Origin of the sequence: Paenibacillus sp. 1011MAR3C5, assembly GCF_003591485.1 — a bacterium.
In the GTDB taxonomy this organism is placed as follows: Bacteria; Bacillota; Bacilli; order Paenibacillales; family Paenibacillaceae; genus Pristimantibacillus.
Genome location: NZ_QZCF01000011.1, coordinates 100,511 through 123,805, shown reverse-complemented (window position 1 = coordinate 123,805; position 23,295 = coordinate 100,511). Strand labels below are relative to the sequence as shown.

General features: G+C 52.4%; 15 protein-coding genes. 9 read left to right on the top strand and 6 right to left on the bottom strand.

Features of this window, described 5'->3' with window-relative positions:
- The first annotated feature begins 214 nt into the window (after window positions 1-214).
- The 3 genes from D3P07_RS24420 (at window position 215) to D3P07_RS24410 (ending at window position 3,165) form a co-directional block, all read left to right on the top strand.
- Complete coding sequence (locus tag D3P07_RS24420; RefSeq protein ID WP_119803243.1) at window positions 215-1,903, top strand: ribonuclease J; 1,689 nt, start codon at window positions 215-217, stop codon at window positions 1,901-1,903.
- An 87-nt stretch (window positions 1,904-1,990) separates the two neighbouring features.
- The gene (locus tag D3P07_RS24415) at window positions 1,991-2,611 is read left to right on the top strand and encodes a spore coat protein (protein WP_119803241.1); all 621 of its coding nucleotides are present in this window, start codon (window positions 1,991-1,993) and stop codon (window positions 2,609-2,611) included.
- 35 nt (window positions 2,612-2,646) lie between these two features.
- Window positions 2,647-3,165: a DUF3231 family protein gene (locus tag D3P07_RS24410; RefSeq protein ID WP_119803239.1), complete on the top strand. Its 519-nt coding sequence runs from the start codon at window positions 2,647-2,649 to the stop codon at window positions 3,163-3,165.
- A 52-nt stretch (window positions 3,166-3,217) separates the two neighbouring features.
- Here the strand turns inward: D3P07_RS24410 and D3P07_RS24405 are convergent, their stop codons facing one another.
- The 6 genes from D3P07_RS24405 to D3P07_RS24380 form a co-directional block, all read right to left on the bottom strand.
- On the bottom strand, window positions 3,218-4,216 hold the full coding sequence (locus tag D3P07_RS24405) for a DUF4179 domain-containing protein (RefSeq protein ID WP_119803236.1): 999 nt from the start codon (window positions 4,214-4,216) through the stop codon (window positions 3,218-3,220).
- Between the two features lie 4 nt (window positions 4,217-4,220).
- Entirely contained in the window at window positions 4,221-4,757 is a 537-nt protein-coding gene (locus D3P07_RS24400) for a sigma-70 family RNA polymerase sigma factor (RefSeq protein WP_119803234.1), read from the bottom strand.
- Between the two features lie 278 nt (window positions 4,758-5,035).
- On the bottom strand, window positions 5,036-5,779 hold the full coding sequence (locus D3P07_RS24395) for an SDR family oxidoreductase (RefSeq protein WP_119803318.1): 744 nt from the start codon (window positions 5,777-5,779) through the stop codon (window positions 5,036-5,038).
- 309 nt (window positions 5,780-6,088) lie between these two features.
- Window positions 6,089-6,712 (bottom strand): TetR/AcrR family transcriptional regulator, encoded by a 624-nt coding sequence (locus D3P07_RS24390; RefSeq protein ID WP_259391681.1) that lies wholly within the window; start codon window positions 6,710-6,712, stop codon window positions 6,089-6,091.
- A 183-nt stretch (window positions 6,713-6,895) separates the two neighbouring features.
- The gene (locus D3P07_RS24385) at window positions 6,896-9,394 is read right to left on the bottom strand and encodes a heparinase II/III domain-containing protein (protein WP_182914496.1); all 2,499 of its coding nucleotides are present in this window, start codon (window positions 9,392-9,394) and stop codon (window positions 6,896-6,898) included.
- Window positions 9,395-9,419: 25 nt separating this feature from the next.
- Window positions 9,420-14,615 (bottom strand): S-layer homology domain-containing protein, encoded by a 5,196-nt coding sequence (locus D3P07_RS24380; RefSeq protein ID WP_182914495.1) that lies wholly within the window; start codon window positions 14,613-14,615, stop codon window positions 9,420-9,422.
- Between the two features lie 258 nt (window positions 14,616-14,873).
- Here D3P07_RS24380 and D3P07_RS24375 point away from each other — a divergent pair, with 258 nt between their 5' ends.
- The 6 genes from D3P07_RS24375 to D3P07_RS24350 all read left to right on the top strand — a co-directional run bounded on the left by D3P07_RS24375 (window position 14,874) and on the right by D3P07_RS24350 (window position 23,289).
- Entirely contained in the window at window positions 14,874-15,755 is an 882-nt protein-coding gene (locus D3P07_RS24375; protein WP_119803314.1) for an ABC transporter permease, read from the top strand.
- A gap of 43 nt (window positions 15,756-15,798) precedes the next feature.
- A complete protein-coding gene (locus tag D3P07_RS24370) occupies window positions 15,799-16,677 on the top strand; it encodes a carbohydrate ABC transporter permease (protein ID WP_119803228.1) in 879 nt (292 codons plus the stop codon).
- 61 nt (window positions 16,678-16,738) lie between these two features.
- Window positions 16,739-18,343: an extracellular solute-binding protein gene (locus D3P07_RS24365; protein ID WP_182914494.1), complete on the top strand. Its 1,605-nt coding sequence runs from the start codon at window positions 16,739-16,741 to the stop codon at window positions 18,341-18,343.
- A 121-nt stretch (window positions 18,344-18,464) separates the two neighbouring features.
- The gene (locus tag D3P07_RS24360) at window positions 18,465-20,156 is read left to right on the top strand and encodes a polysaccharide deacetylase family protein (protein WP_119803224.1); all 1,692 of its coding nucleotides are present in this window, start codon (window positions 18,465-18,467) and stop codon (window positions 20,154-20,156) included.
- A gap of 21 nt (window positions 20,157-20,177) precedes the next feature.
- Window positions 20,178-21,416, top strand: coding sequence for a DegT/DnrJ/EryC1/StrS family aminotransferase (locus tag D3P07_RS24355; RefSeq protein ID WP_310732576.1), 1,239 nt, complete (start codon window positions 20,178-20,180; stop codon window positions 21,414-21,416).
- Between the two features lie 22 nt (window positions 21,417-21,438).
- The gene (locus tag D3P07_RS24350; RefSeq protein WP_119803222.1) at window positions 21,439-23,289 is read left to right on the top strand and encodes a hypothetical protein; all 1,851 of its coding nucleotides are present in this window, start codon (window positions 21,439-21,441) and stop codon (window positions 23,287-23,289) included.
- Window positions 23,290-23,295 lie beyond the last annotated feature (6 nt).

The window sequence follows — 23,295 nt, the reverse complement described above, 5'->3', positions numbered from 1 at the left end:
GTCAGCATGCATCATTTTACCCACTTTAGTTTTAAACACTATCTTAACATTATTCCATTCACATAACTAGTTTAATCACAGGGTTCCATAACCTTACAGCTGCATAAAGATCGGCTAGTGAATAGATTAACCGAATAATCGAATATTAAAGGTAACCTAAACCGCAAGTGCATGCTGAATATCGATTGTGGATTCTACTGGAAGGACGGATAAGATGAATCAACATAAAAAACCGCAACATGCAGGAAAACTGTCCGTGTTCGCGCTAGGCGGCGTATTCGAGATTGGTAAAAACATGTACGTCTTGCAATATGACGACGATATCATCGTTATTGACTGCGGCTCCAAATTCCCGGACGAGAGCCTGCTCGGCATCGACCTCATCGTTCCCGATATTACGTATTTGCTGGAGAACAAGCAGCGGGTCCGCGGTTTAATTATCACTCATGGACATGAGGATCACATCGGGGCCATCCCATACATATTGAAGCAGCTGGATATGCCGGTATATGGAACACCGCTGACGCTCGGCCTGATAAGGGGGAAGCTGAAGGAGCATAACCTGAGCGATAAAGGGCTGCATATAATTAAAACCGACAGCATCGTCGAGCTCGGAGCGATGAAGCTATCCTTTTTCCGCACCAATCACAGTATTCCAGATTGCGTAGGGATCGCCATAGATACGCCAGAGGGTACAGTTGTTCATACCGGAGACTTCAAGTTTGACCTCTCCCCCGCCAACAAGCAATTTCCCGATGTGCATAAAATGGCCCGGATAGGCGAACGCGGTGTGCTTCTCTTATTATCCGAGAGCACCAATGCGGAGCGTCCCGGATTCACGCCATCCGAGAAGCTGGTCGGAGAGAGAATCGAAGAAGCCTTCCAGAAAGCAACAAATAAAATTTTTCTCACTACCTTCGCTTCCAACGTAAACCGACTGCAGCAGGTAATCAACGCTGCGCGCATAACCGACCGCAAACTGCTGTTGCTCGGGCGCAGCATGGTGAATGTCGTCCGGGTTTCCCAGGAGCTTGGCTATCTGGATGTACCGGAAGGCATGCTCATCGAGCCCAAGGAGGCCGGCCAGTTCACTCGCGATCGCATCGCAATATTATGCACCGGCAGCCAAGGCGAGCCTATGGCAGCCTTGTCTCGCCTGGCAAGCTCTACACATCCTTTGATCACAATCGATCCCGGCGATACCGTCATCTTCGCTTCGTCTCCGATCCCCGGCAATGAACGCAATGTTGCCAGCACGCTGGATCATCTGTATTTGCTGGGGGCGCATGTGATCCATGGCGGCAGCGGATCTACCGGGATGCATGTATCCGGGCATGGCAGCCAGGAAGAGCTGAAGCTGATGCTCACCCTCATGAAGCCGACTTATTTTGTCCCCATCCACGGAGAATACCGTATGCTTCACCAGCATCGGCAGCTTGCCGTAGATGTCGGAGTTGAACGGGAGCATATTTTTATATTAAGAAACGGTGATGTATTGGATATTAGCGGCGGCAAAGCAGTCAGCACCAGACAAATACCAGCAGGCAATACGTTAGTTGACGGATTCGGAATTGGCGATGTGGGGAATATTGTACTGCGGGATCGCAAGCATCTGTCCGAGGATGGCATTATCGTCATCGTCATCACGCTAAGCCGTCAGGAAAACGCGCTGCTATCGGATCCGGACGTCATTTCGAGAGGTTTCGTGTATGTCAAGGAATCGGAAGGCCTGCTTGGCGAAGTCAGCAGAATCGTCATTCGCGCGATAGAAGAGCTTCAAGAATCAGGGAATGACTGGAAATGGTCCTTGTTAAAGACAAAAACAAAAGACTCGGTCGGATCGTTCCTCTATGCGAAAACAAAAAGAAGACCGATGATTCTCCCTATCATTATCGAGGTTTAGAACAAGTTCCCTTAGCTTTGCATATTTAACAGCCTATATAGGCAATTTAAACACGATGTACACTTCAACCCTTGAGGAGGAACTATTTTGGCAGCACATTTGGGCGCTCATGAAACAATGGAAGTACATGAAGTATTGTCGGCCACAATTACGGGTATCAACACGATGCAACTGTATCGACCGCACGCCAAGGATCCGCAGCTTACTCAAATTATGGACAAGCAGCTTCAATTCACGATTGATGAATATAACCGCTGCGTTCAAGCTGTACAACACCTGTCTGGACAAGGCGCCACTCCAGGCTCGCCTTATGCAGCATCCAAAAACTTCACACCGACATACGGTCTGGATCATCCGGCTCCTGCAAGCCCGAATGCATCTGCGAATCAAATTGATGACAGAGATGTTGCTTGTGCATTGCTTGGACTACACAAGTCTTCCGCATCGATGAAGATCATTGCTGCCTTGGAATGCGCTAACCCGCAGCTGCGGTCCATGATGCAGCAAGGCGCGGTGAATTGCTCCGAGCAAGCCTACGAAGTCTGGCAATACATGAACCAGGCTGGATATTATCAGGTTCCAACGATGAAGGAAATGACGACCAATACAGTATTGAATCATTACCAGCCTGCAAATGCGAACGCAATGGGTGCGCCGGGCTACTATCAAAGAACGGCGACTATGACATACCCTACTATGACTCAATAACACAGCAAAAAATAGGCAAATAAGGAGAAGTCAACATGGGCATTTTAACAGGAAATCCGAAGGACAATCCTCTTCATTACGGCGAGATCTACGATATCTGGCAATTTTCTATGGTTGCCAAGGGCTGTATCTCGGTCAATAGCGCCCTTAAACTCCACGCGGGCGATGGGGATTTAAAAAAATATCTCGACCAGACGATTGATCAAGCCAAGCTTGAGGCCGAAGAATGTGATGAGATTTTAAAAGAAAACGGCATTGCTCCTCCCCCAGCTCTGCCTTCGAGACCTGAAGCAAGGCTGGAGGATATCCCTGCAGGCGCGCGATTCGCTGACAATGAGATCGCTCCTATGGTAGCAGCCGATAATGCGGCCGGGCTTGTAGCCTGCAGCCAGATTATGGGCAAGTCCATCCGTGAGGATGTTGGTGCGTTGTTCGCGAAGTACCATGCAACCAAAATGGCCAATGGTCTAAAAATACTTCGCATCAGCAAAGAAAAGGGCTGGCTCGTCCCCCCTCCTCTTCAAATTAAACGTCCGGAAGCGGTAGAAGCATAGCAAGCGGAAAGGATGGCACGGCCTTCAAGGTCCGCGCCATCCTTTTTTTAACCTATGGAATCTGAACGCCCTGCCCGAGCTCCTGACGATCGTCAAAGCCGATCGGAACGATGCGATACGACTCTTGCCCTACATCAATTGAACGGAATCGAATATACGACCTCTCTCCCGGTTCATCCGAGATATAACCTTCCGATTCCAGAATCTCTTGACCGCTGTCCGAGACAAGCTTCAACCTTAGTGAATCCGATGCCTCCGCCGCGTCAAAATAAATCAGCGTCGATATCGGCGACAGGATCGCACTATCGATCGTGACGGCCTCTCCATGAAGAAGCGGTATCGTTTCATTCAATTCAATGGCTGTTATGGCAGCGTTAAGCTCGCTCGTAGACACCTCCACATGAAATACCCAGGGCTCCTCGATTGGCTTGCCTGTGATCTCATGCTCGCCACTTCCAATGATCCGATCGTAGGTGATAGCCAACTGGAGCGGCCGCCCGTCTCGCGGGAGCTCCCCTACGTTAATATCTCCATAGACGGTGTACATGCCTTCCACCACCCTAACCGACTGCGAGCCTCTCGTAAGCTGAAGATCCTCTCCGTTCACCAGCACGCTCGGCCTGAGCTGTGTCTGATAGTTGAAGTCGACTCCCTTTGCCGGCTCGAAGGTCGAGCTGATGAGCAGTCGATCGGAATCGACGAGCACTTCGTTCAGCGTCAGCTTGCCGTACGCATTCTCGGCAGATTCGCCAATGATAGTCTTGTAAGCGGAATAATCCGGAGGATTCTCGCTATGGATGAATCGTTCGATCTGGCCTGCCGTTGCCGGGATCTTGGCAAGCGTCAGCTTCCCATAAGACAGCGTCACACCCATCGCCAAAACCAATACCGCGGCGAAACCAACCCATCTTCTCGCAGCCATCATGCTGCGGCGGCCCAGCTTATTTTTGACACGGTTCACCCAATGCTTCTGTTCAATATCGGACAGAGACTCCTCCTCATACTGCGATACGTCCAGTCTCATCTCATTCAAATCGCGATAGATCGACATCCCTTTACACCTTCCTCGGAATCAATATGTCCCTTAGCTTGCTGCGTCCCCGCGACAGCTTGTTATGAATCCATGATTCTTTCACGTTCAACTGCTGCGCCATCTCGCGCGAAGGCACGCCTTCGAGATAATATTTTTCGAACACAGCCCGTTCCGTATCCGATAATTGCTCCAGCACATCCTCTACATCATGCGATGACATGGATACAGGCTGCTTGTAGTACAGTTCATCTGTGATGTCTGCCGGCACCACATGCTGCCTTCTTCTCGACATTCGACGCTGATAATCAATGGCGCGGTGCTTCGCAATGGCCGCAATCCATTGCTTGAACGTATTCCTTTCCTCATCGAACGAGTCGATATGATGCCAGACCGCAAGGAGCACATCGTCCAGACACTCTTCGTACTCTTGCTCATTGAACTGCACATGCCGCTTAATAATCGCCGCCAGCAACCCTCCATATGTCCTGACGATGAATGCCAGCGCGCTTTCGTTGCGTTTCTTAATGTGCTTCACTACGTTATCCTCCGATATGCTCACCCTGTCTGCCCTCCTTTGCTTAAGTGGTTGTTCCTACAAGCTAATACGACTGCCATTGCCGATTCCTATCAGTATCTATATCCATTCACAAAATATTGTTCCATTGTCGATGCCGCACCGATCTGAGTCAGTCAGTCCTTCCCTCTTATCTTAACTCCTTTCTTGACACGGCAGGGTAACAGACGCGAATGAGACCTGTAAGTGATCCGGTTCAAACCAAAAGGCCGGACCTCCGGGTCCGGCTCCTCTGTCACTTATCCGATAAACCATTCATGCTATTAAATAAATCCGCCGTTAGCGCGAAGCGTCTGCCCTGTCACCCAGCGCGACTGCTCGCTCGCAAGGAACAGGACGATTTCGGAGATATCCTCCGGCTCGCCGATACGTCCGAAAGCATTCATGCTGCCGATCGCCTTGATCTGCTCCTCCGACTTGCCTACGGTGAACAGCTCCGTGCTCACTGGGCCTGGCGCCACAGCATTGATTGTTATGCCTTTAGGTCCCAGCTCCTTGGCAAGCTGACGCGTAAACTGCTCGACAGCGCCCTTCGTGCCTGCATAAGTGCTGTAAGCCGGGAACATGTGACCCGCCACCGAAGTAGAGAAGTTGATAATGCGACCGCCCTCGCCCATATGCTTCGCCGCTTGCTGGATTGCAAAGAACGTCCCTTTCACATTGATAGCAAATTGCTTGTCAAAGTCTTCTTCAGTCGTTTGAAGCAGCGGCTTCGTCACCATAACACCCGCGTTATTAACCAATATATCAACCTGCCCAAACGCGTCCAGCGTCTCCCGGAACAAGCGCTCAACCTCCATTACCTGGCTGATGTCCGCTTGAATAGCGATCGCCTCGCCGCCGCGCTGCGCAATACCCGCTACAACTTCCTCCGCCTTGGCCGGGCTGCTTGAATAATTCACAACGACCTTGGCGCCATGCTGCGCCAGATCCTCGGCGATCTGTCTCCCCATGCCTCTTGATGCGCCTGTAACGAGAGCCACTTTGCCAACTAATGATTGTTCCATCTTTATCCCGCCTTTATCGTCATTCAGCTGCCAGACATCAAGCACAACCGCGGCTTATTGACTAATTGCTAGTCTATCCTCATATGCAGTTGAATACTTTGCCGTGTGCAATGTGAGATCATCATAGCTCATTCGCCAAATAAATGTCAAATGACATTTTTTATTATTTGTCATTCAAAGATACAGCTTCCCCTTTGATACAATGAATGGCCTCATTCATTCACCAAAAAACTGATTAAAAAACCTTCGAGCCGCGTCAGCGGATCGAAGGTTTCAACTTCCTGATTGGTATTCGTATTGGATCTAGCTTCATTCTCGGCTCAGCAATCCTGTCAAAACCAGCTGCCACACAGCATCAAAATCAGCGGTAGAACTGTCTTGCAGCCATTCCTGCGCATGAGCGGGATGATGGAAGCGCGAGGTCGCCAGGAAGACAGCCCTTGCCATTTGCGCCGAATCCCCGGACTTAATATCTCCGGCTTGCATGCCCCATTCAATCAACTGACCCATCTGAGCAATGAGCCGGTTCACATGTGCGGATATCATCTCCACTTCAATAAGCGTGACAGCTGCGTACATGCTGAACATCTCCGCATCCTCGATTGAGAAGGTTCGCTTAAGCCGGATAAGCGTCTCCATCCATAGGCGCAAGCGCTCCACCGCGCTGCCTCCGTCCTCGTCCATGATGGCCGATAATGGGATCGTAATGCTCTGATGCAGCCATCTCTCCGTTACCGCTTCTCGAATGGAAGCCTTGCTTGCAAAATGGCGGTACAGCGTGCCGTGGCTAACCTTCAGCACCTTCGCAATATCCACAACCGATGTTTTGTCCGGTCCAAAGCGCCTCAACACCTGCTCTGCCGCATCCAATATCGCCTCTCTCGACAAAGGCAAATCATGAGCCGTCATAGGAATCAGCAGCCAAGCATTCAACTAAAGCCAGCTCGGCCACTTGCCTCCCCCCTTTCACTCCGTTCATTATAGCATCGATGATCTTGAACACAACTATCATTAACCGTTTATTGTTACCGATCACACCTTGATCTCGTTCATAGGAAACGAAGCGAAGCCACAGCTTCAACAAGCTGTGGCTTCGCAATGGACAAGCTTAATCAATCATGACAGGGTCGCAATCAACCGATGCTCTCCCGCTGGCAAGTCCATAAGAATTCGCCCTTCTTCAACGATCATGGCTTGAACCTCAGAGCCAGACTGATCTTGAATACTTGAGATTGCCGGCAGCATCAGCTTTACTTGAGTCGCGGCCGGCAGCGTAAGCGCGATGGTATAGACATCCCTGTCATGCCGTACAGACCCGCTCGCCGGAAGCGAGAACGAAAGCAGCTCCTTGTCATCCGCGAGAAGCGATTGGCCTGCAAATAGCGCATATGCTTCCGGCATTCCATTGGGAGCAGACTCGCGGACCCATTCCATGCCGCCGTGATTCCAGATGCGCAGCCGGTCCCGGCCATTGATCGTGATGACCGAGCCCTCTTCTCTCCATTCGACATGCCACTCGCAAGGCTCGTTCTCTATAGACTCAAGCTCCGGGCGTGGCACAAGCAGTGTTGCGAAGCGCGCTCTCCCTTTCGGGTCAGCGTTCACCTGGTAGACCAAATACGGCCCATACTCCTCTGCCCCCGGGTACTCTGTGATCATGGAAGAGGCTCCGTGGGAGGAGGATGTACACACAAGCACCGATGCTCTCTCACCGGAGAAGGTGTATGCTCCGCCATCGCCCGCTTCCGAGATGACAATACCGTCCTTCGCATGAAGCAGGAGCTCTGCCCGATCTGAAGCGTCATGAAGTGCTATATCATCGATGATGATGAAGCAGCTCTCGTCCATATGGGCTACTGTCCGGTACCAATGACGAATGGCTCCCTCGTAGCTGGCGGTCGCATCTCCTCTCACTGCATCGAAGCCTGGAGACATATGCGACGAAGTCAGTCTGCCGCCCCCGCGCAATCGCTGTCCCTGTCCATTCACCAAGAGCACATTATGTCCGACCGAACCGTCTGTAAATTCATTTTTCGGACCGGGCCTGTAATCCTGATAGCCCGGATCGGCAATCAACCATTCACCGGCTACGTTCAAGATAAAATGATTCTGATCGAGATGATTATGTCCCCGTGCCGATGGACTAGAGGTGAACGCCATGACATGATCACGCTCTCCCCATCCGCTTCGCAAAGCAACCCAACCGATCCTCGGGAATGCCTTGGACATACGTCCGGCAAAATACCGCTCAGGCGGGATCGCCTCCGTCCCTCGGACCACATTTAACAGCACCGTTAGACTATTCGACTCATATTGCTGCACATACCACATCGCGGCACCATTAGACGCATTCTCAGCAAGCATCGACATCATATAGGCCAAATTCAGCTTGGGATGGCAGTCTGACAGATTCGCGAACGTAGGCTGATTCCCCGCTGACTGGAAGTAAAAAAACTGGTCCGGCACGAAGACCGTCAAGAATGGATGCTCCATAAGCTCCGCATGGCCAGTCGATTTCTTGAATGCCGCCGCCGCTTGCGCCAGATGAGTAGCTGCGATGTTGTTGTACATGAGCCCTTCTGTCTCTTCCGACTCCACACGAGCATCCAGATACGCATGAATATAATCGAAGGCTTGCTTGACATATTTGGCTGCTGCCGGCTCTTCGTCCACGATGGCAAGCGCCCCGATCATCATTGCCACCTGTTTGGCTACAATGATATTATGCTGATCGGCGTTGCCGAAATCGATTGCCAGCGGTCTAAGCCCCTTCTCTAGAATAGATGTACGAATAATCTCTCTTTCCTCAATCGTCAGCATGCCATACAACGTATCATACGCAGTCGCAGCCCCCAGCGTAAAATGCGCATTGCTCAAGTTCCCTTCCGCTCCGCGGGCCGGAAACTCATACCAGCGCCGATAAGCAGCCAAGTCGAGAAGCATCGCCTTTGCCTTATCCGCGTACCCCCGCTCCTCCGTCAGAGCATATAAGAGGGACAGCGTAATCAACCGATGTTCGATTCCGCGTGAATACATCGTCCAGAACGGATAGTCTACATATCCGGGGGGATTCGGCAGCGGATCAGGCTGCAAGAGCGGATAGACAACATCGATGACATCGGGCGCATTGGCATAAGTGACCCGGAAGCCGCTCTCCTCCGCGTAACGGTCTCCTTCCTTCCTCAGTTCCTCCCAGATCGCCGGAACATTGATGCCGAATACGTTATGCTCCTGGAAAGCTATCCTGCTCTGCAGGGTACGCCTCTCCTCTGCCGTAAACAAAATGCGGGGATGGTCAATTAACTGTGAGATATACGCCCTCGCACCGGGAATCACACCGACTGCAAAACATGTTCCAAACGAGCGTCCATCCTCCATTGAGACTGTCACCGTGACGTCAGCCTCGCCCAAACCAGCACCGATGATAGCGTCTCCCTCTACTTGCAGGATTGTAGAGTCGCTAACGCTGATCATCACATCCTGAGGTGGAATAGCCGCTATAAAACCACCATTCGCATCATGCGCGTGTATGTGGACAGCAGCCCGCTCCCCCGTCTCTAGGTAACGCACTGCCAATACTTCAATTCCTGCTATGGCTGCAGGCTGCTTCTTCATCGTCGCTCCTCCTATCTGCCGAATGTTACTCGGATACCGCCTGAATGTCCCCATATGCCCAATGAGCGGCGGGCACATCCGACCATATCGGTGCTGCCGCATCTACGGGCGTAACGCCGATTAGACGATTGATCATGGTCACGGCCTCAGCCCGTGTCAACGTGAGATCCGGACGGTACGATCCGTCACCATAACCTTGCACAATGCCTCTTGCTTGCAGCCCTGTAACGGCTTCTTCCGCCCAGTGTCCCGACATGTCAGAGAAAGAAACCAATGCCTTCTCTTGTTCCCTGTCTATCTCTGCGAGCAGCGGCAGCAATACCATCGCGAACTCGGCGCGCGTCATCGCTTGGTCTGGCTTGAAGCTATCATTGCCGTATCCTCTCATTACGCCTAGCTGCACTAACTGTCGAATAGAGGGCTCCGCCCAATGCGTGCCCGGCACGTCTTGGAACGATACAGCGGGACCCGTCCCTGTGTCTTCGATAATACGGGCCACCATAGCCGCCGCTTCCGCGCGCGATACGGAACGCTGCGGCCGGAAGCTGCCGTCATCGTATCCATGCATATACTTCGGAACCGCTGAGTTGCCTTCCTTCAGCCACGCGTTTACCTTCACAACAGCGAATGTGCTGAACTGATCGACGTTCACCCGAATCCCCGGCTTGTTGCCATCCAGGCGAACGAATTCCCCACGCACAAGCTCTTTGGAGCCATCGCTATGCTCGATATAGACACCAAGCGCATGGCTTTCCGCAAGGGTGAAGGCGCGAGTATCAACAGGCAGCGTCAGAATAACGGATCTGCCTTGCAAATTCGTCTCGATGTTCACAGGACGCCCCATCACTTCAATCTCTCCATGACCTGCTGCTACGATTTCCGCATCTTGATTCGCTCGATCCTCGATTTTCGAGCGGTCTTCACCCTTCCGCAGCGGTATGATGCGGAAGGTGATTTCTTCGCTGCGACCGTTCATGGATTGGCCAGGAATCGCGATTCTGGCATGCCCGCTAGTTAGAACCAGCTCGATCTCCGCATCCGATAAGATGGCAGCCGCTTGCGTATCGATGACGATCGTCGTCCCGCTAATCTCTTCCTTCGCATCCGGCAACGGGATGACAAGCGTAGAGGCCGCGCCCTCCAGACGCTCGACCACTTGCTGCGCCAGCCTCGCATCCAGGCGAAGCCAATCCGTTGCCGTTCCATCCGGCTCCTTGGTTCGGGTAATGTCCAGCATCAGGCCGTCCAGAATACCCGCGGACGCTTCGAGCTTCACCTCCACCGTCTCGACCAGCGAGCCGCCCGCAGGAGATCCATTGCCAGGTCCCCCCGGCGAGACCGGTCCCGTTACGACAAGCTTAACCGGCTCGGATCCCACCGTTACGCCGTCTAGTGCGACCTGTACCGATATTTCTGTCATGCCAGGTCTCTTGGCTGTCACGACTCCGTTTTCGTCTACCTCAGCCACATTGGGAAGGCTGCTTGTATAGGTTTTCACCGCGCCCGCCAAATCGGTCGTTGTGCGTCCCTTTTCCAGTTGGGCGAGTAAGCTGACAGAAGCCTGTTCACCTGACTTTAACCTCGCTGCCGACAAGGACAATTCGACGCCTGTCAGCTTCAGCAAGAGCTCCTCAATCGTATATTTGTACAAATCGGGCGATTCCGGGTTGGTGAACATATAGAAGCTGCCGAAGTCGTCCTGAGCAAGCTTCCGTACGCCGGTTGCCAGAACTGTAATCTCCTTTGTAGCTGCATCGACCTTGAAGAAGCTGCCGCCTACGGTTGCGTACACATGACCGTCGGTTCCCGTCTCCATCGATCCGTCAATCCATCGACCGTTTGCGGCCGGGAACGCATTATGACTATATACAACCTCCCGCTTCGCAATATCAAAGACGAACAGCGTGCCGTTAGCGAGGCCCCACAGATTGCCGTCCGGACCGATATGCAGCGCGGTGATCGCCTGCTTGCCGGCTGCCGGAATAACCTCAAACACCTTTTCCTTCTTCGCAACATCCCATACGAACAATACGGCTTCGGATTTCGTCGGCGTGCCGCCTTGTCCTCCGTGAATGGATGTTCCGCCGTAGAGAAAGCCGTCTTGATACGCCAAGGATAGAATACTTTGATCCGGTATCAGATTCGAGTAAACTTCCGGCGCGCCTCCGGCTTCGATATCATAGACAGCCAACGCTCCGCCCAACATGCCATTCTTCGGCACGGTCCCCACAAAGAGCTTATTCAGATCCTCTGCTCCCGCAAGTCCGAACGGGCGATCCTGATTGATATCCCCAAGCGTAAACAGGCGATTCGGGTTCAGTTGATCGGCATTCGTACGGTTCCATGGCTGGGACAGATCGTACTCAAAGATCGAAGCCCCTGGATATACACCCAAGTACAGCTTATTATGAATGACGGTCATGCCTTCGCCTTGCCCGATGCCCTCGTAATAAAGGGATTCGCCAGATGAAGGCGTATAGACACCCATATTCCCTTGCAGATAACCTGCTGTATATATTTTTCCATCAGGACCCTTGATGATCTCGTGGATGTTGACCGGCTCTGCCGGTACTTGAATGTCGGTCAGCTTGACCGCGCCCGTCTCGAGATTATACTTGAACATCTTGCCTGAATTGCCCGATAATCCGACCAGGCTGTACCCCGGGAAGCCTGCTTCATTCAGCTCCACATAGTCATAGGCTATAGCTGCCCCCTCAATGGATGCTCCCGTTGAACGATAGCGATTCGTGTCGAGATCGTATTCAAACAACATGCCGCCTGATCCTGCAAAATAAAACTTGTTCGCAACAGGCGAAACCGGCGATATGCCGCGGGAGAAATTGATAAACGTCATGGACGACTCTCCCGTATCCGCATTGGTTACCTCTACCTGCTCACCGCTCTCTATATCGATCACGAAGGTTTCGTTGGGATTATTCGCTTCCTTGCGGGCGAACAGCCTGCCATCCGCAATATTCAAATCGTAGACCGATACGATATTCTCGTAGCCTGCCGGAAGCAGGTCCCGCTTGGCCCCGGTCGCCAGATCGTATTCGAGCAAGCGAGGGACATTGCCCACTCCGGCATAAATCTTATGCGATTCCTCGTCATATACCGTCACTCGCGTCCAGCGTTCTCCTGAGCTTTTCTCAGCCATCGTCCCATAATCGGCAAAGGAGCCTTTAGACGGATCGTAGGCGTATAGATGAGCGGTTGGATAGGTGCTGCCGTACATGATGCCGTCCTTGCCGGCGGCCATCGGATAGAGAACGGAATCCTTGGACGGCAGCGGATGCCCCAGATTCACCAGCTCATCCGTCGACGGGATATACCGGTACAGCAGGCCCAGGTTGTAAGCGCCCAGATAGACGGAGCCGTCACTCGACATCGTAACCGACCACGCGCCGGAGGTATCCGGCATCGGCAAGCTCTTCACGACTTGCTCCGTCTCGATATCGATGATCGTGAAGATCGCCGGAGCGCCTGCAACAACAGTATAGATGACTGGACGGTTATCGCCGTCTAGTCCGATTGCTCCGCGCATCAAGGTCGCTTTTCGAATTTGCGGCCCCAGATTCTCCCCTACAAGCGTGATTGAATTATCCGGGACAGGCGTCTCCGGCTTCTCATGCGCTCCGCGCATCAGCTTTACGTTATCGACATAATACGAGTAGTTCTTGTTGTTGCTGCCGGCGAACATGACAGCCGCATACTGCGCGCCTTCTGGCACAACGGCCGTTACATATTGATCGAACCACACATCCGTCGGCTCGGCAACGATGCTCCAATTTTGCTTGCCCATATAAGCTCCGCTCGCATCGAAAAACCGCACATACATATCCGCCGAGCCTTGCTCGATCCAGGTGCGAGCAGCCGCCGTGTATGTAGCGCCCGCCTCGACAGGAACTCTTTCGCTTATGATATTGATGTATTCACCCGGCGTATTCTTAATGTGAAGACTATGTTCCCCGCTATCCTGCCGCTCGTTCGTAATCGCAAAGGAGTCGGCATCGGCAGGCTTGGTCTTGCTCCAGCCCGGAATGAGGCCGCCGATGACCGGCTCCTCCATATCGCCATTTGCCATTTGTTCCGTCACGCTGACCTCATCCACATAAAATGTGAAAGAATTTCTCGCCCCCGTGATCAAGGAAACCTTAAGCTTCTCTCCTCCCGGTTGAACCGTAAACGCTTGCTCCACATATTGCCATTCTTCTTGAGGCTTTGTAACGGCTATATAGGAATGGAAGTCTCTTCCGTCCGCACCCTTCACAAGATTACCGTCCTTATCGTATGCGTAAATGTAGAAGCCCTGAATCGATCCGAGCTCCAGGTACATCTGAGCAGAGAAGATATATGACTTGTTTGCTTCGACATCGATCAGATCAGACTCCATATTGATCGCCGCCTGCCCTTGATCTTTCACCAAATGCGCCTTCAGGCTGTAATCACCGACAGCCGCCCGCTCATCGCTGACGACAGGCGTTCCAGACTTGATTGTCCAATTAGGAATAGCGCCATCGCCTTGATGCTCAAAGCCAGCATTGGCGATGTGGTATTGCGGGTCTTCAGGCTCCGGACTTGGCTCCGGGCTTGGTTCAGGACTTGGTTCCGGACTTGGCTCCGGATCTGGTTCATTCTGAGCCAAGCTGTAGAGACGAATATCATCCCAGTAGCTCGTACCCTTGCCGCTCTTGGCAGTGACTAAGACGACAGATGCTTGGGCCGCACCTTCCGGCGCTATCGCATCAAGCGATAGTGTCTGCCATGTTCCCTTGGGATCGGCTTGAAAGTTCGGATCATGCACCGGTATCGGGCTGATCAGCTTACCGGTACTGTCATAGAAGCGCAGTTGGAGCTGCACCGCTACGCCAATATAGGCCGATGCCGTTACGCGGTAGGATTGGCCCGACTCGACAGCCGCCTTATCGCTCTCAACCGCATAATTCACCGCTGCATTGTCTGCCATTTTCAAGCTGTTGCTGCCTTCGCTGCTCTGGGCAGAATCAACGGAGATGGTTCCCCCTTCAGCCGTACCCATGATTTGGGTCCAGCCTGGAATGCTGCCATCGACAACCGCCTCCTCAAACCCGGCATTGGCAAGCTCGATTCTTGTCGGCTCTGCTTCAGCCTGCACAGCATCCGCCGGAATCCCTGCCCATGAAAGCGCAATCAGAAAAAAGCAAAGCAAGTACAATAATGACTTCCGAAACCCTCTTTTCATCATCATCCAACTCCTTTTTCAAAGATTACGCATACAACAGATTCTTTTGCATACGTGTATATTACATGTATGCATAGGTTCAACTCAAGAGTCAAGTAATATTTTCTCACACCAAAAAAATTAGAAACCGTTTACTTTTCGAAATAAAAAATATATGTCAGGGTTATTGACACCTAATCCATTTTACGATAATTTTTATATACAGGTAAAATACAGGTATAACGAGGTGGCGCTATTGTGGGGAAATTGCTAACGAGAATGAAACGCGAAAAGTATATCTATCTGTTGCTTTTACCGGGTGTTCTGTATTTCATCATATACCGGTATGTGCCGATGGCCGGACTGATCATTGCCTTTAAGGACTATAATCCCTTTACCGGGTTCTGGGATAGCGACTGGGTCGGCTTCAAGCATTTTGCCCGCATGTTCGAAAGCGGTGAAGTTATTCAGGTACTGGTCAACACCATCCAAATCTCGCTTCTCCAAATATTTGTCGCCTTTCCGATCTCTATTATTCTCGCTTTAATGCTGAACGAGCTTCGGCATGCGGCGCTTAAGCGCTTTATCCAATCCATGATCTACTTGCCTCACTTTCTATCCTGGGTTGTGGTCGTCGGCATCTTCGTCGTCTTCCTTCGCGGCGAAGGACTCGTTAACTCCATCCTGTCGAACTTCGGCATCGAGGCAATTCCGTTCTTGACCGATCCGGCCTACTTTAAACCGATTATTATTCTCCAGGTCATCTGGAAGGAAGCCGGCTGGGGCACGATTATCTTTCTGGCCGCGCTGGCTGGCGTCAATCCGTCGCTTTATGAAGCCGCTGTCATTGACGGAGCCAACCGCTGGAGACAGCTCTGGCATGTTACGCTGCCGGCCATTCGCAGCGTCATTATTATCTTGTTCATCTTGCGGCTCGGCAACGTAATGGATACGGGCTTTGAGCAAATCTTCCTGATGCTGAATCCATTCAATATGGATACCGGGAATGTGCTTGATACCTATGTCTACTTCAAAGGCATACAGCAAGGCAATATCGGCTTTGCTACAGCGGTAGGCATGTTCAAGGGCCTGGTTGGTCTCGTGCTGGTGCTTGGGGCCAATCGCCTGGCGAAGCGATTCGGCGAGGAAGGATTGTACTAATGGTTTCCAGTGACTCTCGAAAAGGAAGAAGGCGAATGTACTTATGATCAAACGAACCCTGGCCGAACGAGCGGTAGACGGACTGAATATCGCGCTGCTTGTCATTATCGCCGGCCTCATGCTGATGCCGTTCATTCACATCTTCTCGGTTTCCTTCTCTTCGCTGCAGGATGTGCTTCAGAAAGAGTTCATTCTGTGGCCGACGAACTGGGCCGTAGATGCTTACAAAGCTATATTTGCTTCCGACTCATTCATCCGCTCCATCTTCGTCACCATCTATATCACGATTGTCGGGACAGCTGTAAGCCTCATTCTGACATCTACGATGGCGTACGGACTTACGCGCAAGGTGCTCGGCCAACGCGTTATTCTGCTGATGGTCATCTTCACCATCTTGTTCAACGCCGGCATGATTCCGGTCTATCTGATCGTGAAGGAAACAGGACTTATGAACACGCTCTGGGCGTTGATTATCCCTAGTGCGATCAGTTCCTTCAATCTCATTGTGATCCGGCAATTTTTCCTAAGCATACCCAATGAGCTGTCAGAAGCCGCTTTGATCGATGGAGCCAGCGAGCTTCGGACGTTCTGGTCGATTATTCTGCCGCTATCCAAGCCGGCACTCGCCACTTTCGGCTTGTTCTATGCGGTAGGCCACTGGAACAAATATTTTGAAGGCATCCTGTATCTCAACGACGCTGCGAAGTGGCCTATTCAAGTGGTTCTACGGCAAATCGTCATTATGAACGAAGCAACGTCTGCCCTGGGCTCGGACGTCATGCTGCAGCTGGAAAACCAGCCGCCGCCTGTCACCATTCAGATGGCAGCGATATTGGTCGCTACGCTTCCCATCCTACTTGTGTACCCATTTCTGCAAAAGCATTTTGCCAAGGGGGTGATGATCGGCTCTGTGAAGGGTTAATTGCCGGGAGTGACCGGCTCGGCTATTCGATTGGCAATTCATAATGGAGGGGATCAGCTCAATGAATGTCAGAAAATCAATGATGCTGCTTGTTGTATTGATTCTTGTGTTCACCGCAGCTTGTTCAAAAAACAATAATGGAACGCCCGCGCCTACTCAAGGGGCAGGCAACAGCTCCAGTCAGCCGTCCGAGACAAAGAAGCCGGAAGAAACCTACAAAATTACGGGGGCTACCTATATTTTCGGCAACCCGCCTCCGAAGGACGGGCGCGGCCAGCAAATGCTGAACGAGAAGTTCAACGTTGATTATTTTGCCGAAAAAATTCCGAATGACAACTTTGTGGAGAAGATTACAGCGATGGTTGCCGGGGGAAACATGCCGGATCAGATCAGCTTCCGTTCCGCCAACATCGACCTGTTCAATCGCTGGGCAGACCAGAAGGCCTTCCTCCCGCTGAACGACTATATTGAGGAATTTGATTATTTGAAGGCGATCCCTGAGGAGCTTTGGCTTCCCTTCACGATAGACGGGAAAATCTACGGCATTCCGACCTGGTCTCCGGTAGAATCCCAATCGTTCATGGTACGCAAGGATTGGCTCGATAATTTGGGACTTCCGGTGCCTACAAGCTATGAAGAACTGAAGAACGTTGCCATTGCCTTCACAAAGGATGATCCTAACCAAAACAATAAGCAGGATACGTACGGCCTTGCTTTTGGCCAGAACATCAACCCGACTTTCGCGATGGGGCCCTACTGGCAGCATGATACCTGGTATCACCAAGATGCCGACGGCAACTACATCCCCGGCTTGATCTCAGAGGGAAGAAAAGAACTCATTCAATTCTTCAGCGACCTGTACAAGGAGAAAGCGCTGACCAGCGACTTCGCGGTCGTGAACTGGGCGGATACCAATAATGAATTTTATTCCAGCAAAGCAGGCGTCTTCCTGATTGCGCCGCGCGGCATGTCCCAAGATTATATGGAGGCACTGCTAGCGATCGATCCTGATGCGGAATTCGTTGTGCTGGAACCATTCGCTGCGCCTGATGGATCGAAAGGTTTTGCAGCCGGCCCTGGATTTTCCAGATTCCTGACGCTTAACGCCAAGCTGGCTGACCAGCCGGACAAGGTACGCAAGATGCTGGAGATTCACGGATTCTCCCGTCAATATTACCAAGCATCGAAAGTAACATCGGACAACGAGGATTTCGACTGGTTCTACGGCAATGAAGGCGTCGGCTACACGCTGGATGAGAACAATGTCCGCGTCCCTCTGACAGAGCCGGGCGACGGCATAGAGCCATTCCTGTATTTCCTTGATAATACGGCTTGGGTTGGTCCTAACGATGATGCGGAATTCCCTCTGGCCTATACGGAGCCGAAGCTCATCGATGCCACCCAGCAGCTTGTAGATATTAACAAGCAATATAAGCTCTACTACCCGCCGCATGTAGGCATTATCTCGCCGACCGAAACAGAGGTAGGTGCAGAATTGACATTATTACTAATGAATGAGCAGACCAAAATGATTACCGGCAATCGTCCTGTCGCGGACTGGGATGCCCTGGTTCAGGAATACTTGAGCCGCGGCGGATCGAAGATCATCGAAGAGTACAACGCAGTGATAAAATCACGCGGCTATACCGATCGGGTGTGGAAATAAATAAGTGCGTGATCAAAAGCGGACTTTTTGAACTACCTCTAAAGCATAACGATACCGTGTTGGGCTTCGCGCAAGCCCAACCTCTTTTTTCTCATTATCTCATTTAAAGGTTGTGACAACGATGCCTATGGCCCGAGTAGGAGTATGGCTGGATCAAGAAGCCGTGAAGCATAGACACCGTTATGGCGTCAATGTCTTTCAACAATATATAGATGAAATCTTGGACCATACAGGTTTCACGTATCAGCGATTGGATCACGCAGAGCAGATCAATCCCGACACCGTGGATATCGTCATCGCAGCTGTGACCAGCGAACGAAAAGAAGATATGGAAGCTCTGTGGACGTACATGATGCAAGGCGGAACTGTCATTGCTTATTCCGGAATGGGGCCGTTCGCTACCAGGCTGGGCTTCCGCCAATCGAGGGAAGTTTCCGTCAGCTATGCCGACTTCCAATCCGAATGGTACCGCGATGTGCCGATCCGCTGCTTCGACGCGCGTCCTTGGGAGCCATCGGAAGCTGAGCCTGAATTCGGCTGCTCTCAGCTCGGTGCGCTTCGTCAGAACAACCCGGACGGCATGACATCCGGCACGCTGCTGCACAGCTTTCAGATCGGGGAAGGCAGGCTGGAACGATGGTCCGTCGATATACCGGCCACTGTCGTCAGGCTTCAGCAAGGGAAGCATCCTATCGTAACCGACGGCCTGCCCGCTCATGACGGAACCGCCTCCGTCGATGATTGGATATTGAAAGCGGATGACGATATTCAGCAGGACTGGGAATACGACCGGACCGCAACGGAGACCGGAATGGACTATTTCGCCCATCCTTACGCCGACCTGTGGAAGCAAGCCCTCGCCGGACACTTGCTGCAAGTTGCTGCCGAGCAAGGACTTGCGCTGCCATTCGTCGATCATTGGCCAAGCGGCATTCAGCACATCGCGATGATCTCGCATGACAGCGACCTGAATATCGATGAAGCGGCGGGGATTACTTTGCAGGTGTTGCGGGAGCAGGATGTGCAAAGCACATGGTGCATGATCGAGCCGGGGTATTCCCCCCGCCTCTATGATCAGATTAAAGCGGACGGGCACGAGCTTGCTCTGCATTATAATGCGCTTGAGCTGGATGGTGGTTTCTGGGACGAGGATGAATTCGCTAGGCAGCTCGACTGGTTCAAGTCTGCCACCCGCTCTTCCCGTTCGATCTCCAACAAGAACCACTACACCCGTTACGAAGGCTGGGGAGAGTTGTTCGACTGGTGCGAGAAATATAATATCGAATCCGATCAATCCCGAGGCCCGAGCAAGAAAGGCAATATCGGCTTTGTATTCGGAACCTGCCATCCCTACTTCCCTATCGCTTGGTCGGACCAACAGAACCGTATCTATTCCGTTCTGGAGATTGGGTTTCTAACGCAGGATCTCGATCATCATGCGCTCGCAGACAGAAGCGTGATCGGCCCGTTTTTGAAAGGCGTTCAAAGGGTTGGCGGCGTGGCGCATTTCCTGTTCCATCAGACGCATATTTTACAGCAGCCGAAGGTCCGGGAAGCGATCGTGGCCGTCATTCAAGAAGCGCGCAGCGCAGGCTTTGAATTTTGGACCGGCGCACAGATCAATAATTGGGTGCGGGCAAGACGCCAAATCCGGGTAGAAGGCATGGATGAGAACGGATTGCCGATCGTAAGCAATCCGGGCCAAGCAAGCGGGGCCGTCGTATGGACTCCCCTGCTGGGCAACGAGTCCAGCAATGCCGAGGACGTGCACATCAGATATGGCTTGCGATGCAAAAAGAAAATGATGGAATGACATTAACGGGGTGAATCAATCGTGAATTCTATTCCAAAGCTCGCTATACATGGCGGGGATAAAACCAAAACAACTCCCTTCGGCACAGGCCAGCGGTTTGGCGCGGAGGAAGCCAAAGAATTGCTTGAAGCGCTGGAGCAGAACACTTTGTTCTATCACTTCGGCCAGAAAGTCAAAACCTTTCTGTCCGATTTCAACCATATGTACCAAGTCCCTTACAGCGTGGCTACCTCATCAGGCACAGCCGCCCTTCATGTAGCGCTGGGCGCCGCTGGTATCACCGTAGGCGATGAGGTCATTACAAGTCCCATTACCGATCAAGGCACGGTGATCGGAATTTTGTACCAGAATGCGGTTCCTGTATTCGCTGATCTGGATCCATACACGTACAATCTGGACCCGGCTTCGATCGAATCGCGCATCACGCCAAGAACAAAAGCAATCCTGGTTGTACATTTGGCAGGCAATCCCTGCGATATGGACCCGATCATGGCACTCGCAAAGAAATATAAGCTGAAGGTTATTGAAGACTGCGCACAAGCCTACCTTACTAAATATAAAGGCAAGCTGGTTGGCACTATCGGCGATTACGGATGCTTCAGCACGAATGACTTCAAGCATATCTCAACCGGGGACGGCGGCATCGTAACCGTAAATTCCGGACTTGAGGAGGATTACCATCGGACGCATGCCTTCGCGGACAAGAACTACCGGCGCATGGGTACCGACGTAAGCCGGGCGCCGGAGAGCCTTGCACCGAACTATCGCATGACTGAGCTGCAGGGAGCGGTCGGTATCGCGCAGCTCCGTAAGCTGGAATGGATATGCGAGCGCAGAAGCCAGCTCGGCCTGGCACTGAACGCAGGGCTTCAGGACCTGCCTTCCCTGTCTGTGATGAGCATACCTGAAGATAGCACATGCACCTATTGGTTCTATATGTTCCGCCTTGCCCTGGACAACTTGACTTGCAGCCGCGAGGAATTCTGCGCCGCGCTAAGCGCGGAAGGCATCACCAATCGGATGGGGTACATTCCGGATGTGCTCTATATGCAGCCGATGTTCCAGCAGAAGCAAGCCTATCTTGGCAGCCCATTCCCTTTTGAGCTCTCGGAGGTTCACTATAACCGAGGCGATTGCCCGAATGCGGAGACGATTCTGCAGACAGCTGTGCAAGTGCCTCTGAACGAGTTCTATTCCGATCAGGATATTCTGGACATTATTGCGGCTATTCGCAAGATTGCTTTATATTATGGAAAGTAGACTGGCATAGGAGGGATCTGTGATGAGCTTTTTGGATTTGGGCATACCGGTCGATGCGGTCGAATCCAGAACCGCGGCTGTCTGCACGAACCCCTCGGGAGAAAGCCGCGTCGTGATTGCGGCCAAAGGCTTCCTGCTCGTCGTAGACCCTATGACCGGCGATTGCCGGCAAGCGGATTTCCCGGAGGGTTATGCCGAGTATCCCTATGATACATTCAGCAGCAGAGACGGCATGCTGTATATGGGAGCCGGCACTATGTTCTATGCTTTCGATCCTTTCCGTCTCGACTTCGTCGATGCCTTGAGGGCTGAAAGCCAGGATGAACTGTGCGGCTTCAGCTATGCCGAGAACGAACACGGCCATATCTATATGGCCTCGTACCCGCAATGCCGTCTCTATCGCTATCGTCCTGTCGAACGGGATCTCATCCCTCTAGGTCAGGTAGATACGGAACAAAAATACCCTTCCCATATGGCGGTCGACAGCCATGGCTGGGTCTATATCGGAACCGGAACAGCCAGGAAAAATATGATCGCTTACGACTCTATTAGCGGGACCAGCCACTCCCTGCTTCCAGATGATCTGCGAACGACCGGCATCGGCCTGGTCAGACAAGGATACCGATTGCTGCCAGCCAGCAATCCCAGTCTGCGCCATCAGACATGCTTGGCTTATGCGCTGATCGGCAAGCAATGGGTTCGGCTTGAACGAGGAATAGTTGTCGAGAATCTGACGGAGGATCAGGTTCCCGCTTCATTATATATAGGCGAAAGCTTCGGAAAGCTTCATCGCCAGCTTCCCGGTGAATGGGAAGTCATCCGGCATAGCTTATCGGAACGCGTGCTGGAACTGAAGCATCGCAAGGCAGGGCAGATCAGGACGATCCATCTGCCCTATGTCTCGGAGGGAGCCTCGCTCTCGCCGCTCTTTCTCGGACCTGACGGCAATATCTACGGGACGTCCAACCATCCCTTGCACTTCTTCACCTATGATCCCGAATCGGCCAGACTGGACAATCTGGGACCTCACGTGATCGAGGACGGCTCCGGCGGCAATCTTGCCGCCTACACCACACAAGGAGAGCTGATTGCCGGAGCTTCCTATCCGGGCGGAAGGCTTCATCTCTACCATACGGCAAAGCCTATCCAAGTGGAGGGATCGCCGGTTGAGCTGCGCAATCCGATCTGTGTAACCGGGCATATCGAGATTCACCGGCCAAGATGCGCTGTCGCGATGAGTGAAGGCGAGCATATCGCCTATGGAGGCTTTCCGGGCTACGGGATGGTAGGCGGCGGTCTATGCATCTATCACCTCCCAACAGGCGAGGATACCCTCATTCCCCATACTGGGCTTATCCCGCATCAGAGTACCGTCGCATTGGCAGAGACCTTGGATGGCTATCTCATAGGCGGCACAAGCATTGAGACTCCAGGCGGCGCCGACCCTGTAAGCCATACGGCTTGTCTCTATCGGCTGGATTGGAAAAATCGCGCCGTTCTGAACAGGTGGCAGCCGCGCAGCGATATACGCGAATATTCCCTGCTCTTGATTGACGCCATGGGACGGATTCATACCTTAACGTCCAGCTCGGAATACATCGTCTGGGACCCTGCTTCCGAATCCATTCTCTGCGAGGAGAATCTATCGATGTGGGGAACGATTGTACGGTCTGGCTGGCAGCTCGATGAAGCGGATGATTGCATCTACGGCGTGCTAAGCGAAGCGGTATTCCGCATCCCGCTTGGCAGCCTGAAGCCTGAGCGGATAGCCATTCCGCCGCAGCCCGTCACCTCCGGCTTCGTCAAGCGGGGAGATACGTTGTTTTTTGCCGCATCCACGCATCTGTGGAGCTATTCTCTATCAAAGGGGTGAACGATA

Excerpts from the sequence above, each read along its gene's own strand:
- D3P07_RS24420 (WP_119803243.1), top strand. The coding sequence starts at position 215 with ATGAATCAACATAAAAAACCGCAACATGCAGGAAAACTGTCCGTGTTC.
- D3P07_RS24410 (WP_119803239.1), top strand. The coding sequence starts at position 2,647 with ATGGGCATTTTAACAGGAAATCCGAAGGACAATCCTCTTCATTACGGC.
- D3P07_RS24405 (WP_119803236.1), bottom strand. The coding sequence starts at position 4,216 with ATGTCGATCTATCGCGATTTGAATGAGATGAGACTGGACGTATCGCAG.
- D3P07_RS24395 (WP_119803318.1), bottom strand. The coding sequence starts at position 5,779 with ATGGAACAATCATTAGTTGGCAAAGTGGCTCTCGTTACAGGCGCATCA.
- D3P07_RS24385 (WP_182914496.1), bottom strand. The coding sequence starts at position 9,394 with ATGAAGAAGCAGCCTGCAGCCATAGCAGGAATTGAAGTATTGGCAGTG.
- D3P07_RS24380 (WP_182914495.1), bottom strand. The coding sequence starts at position 14,615 with ATGAAAAGAGGGTTTCGGAAGTCATTATTGTACTTGCTTTGCTTTTTT.
- D3P07_RS24375 (WP_119803314.1), top strand. The coding sequence starts at position 14,874 with ATGAAACGCGAAAAGTATATCTATCTGTTGCTTTTACCGGGTGTTCTG.
- D3P07_RS24370 (WP_119803228.1), top strand. The coding sequence starts at position 15,799 with ATGATCAAACGAACCCTGGCCGAACGAGCGGTAGACGGACTGAATATC.
- D3P07_RS24365 (WP_182914494.1), top strand. The coding sequence starts at position 16,739 with ATGAATGTCAGAAAATCAATGATGCTGCTTGTTGTATTGATTCTTGTG.
- D3P07_RS24360 (WP_119803224.1), top strand. The coding sequence starts at position 18,465 with ATGCCTATGGCCCGAGTAGGAGTATGGCTGGATCAAGAAGCCGTGAAG.
- D3P07_RS24350 (WP_119803222.1), top strand. The coding sequence starts at position 21,439 with ATGAGCTTTTTGGATTTGGGCATACCGGTCGATGCGGTCGAATCCAGA.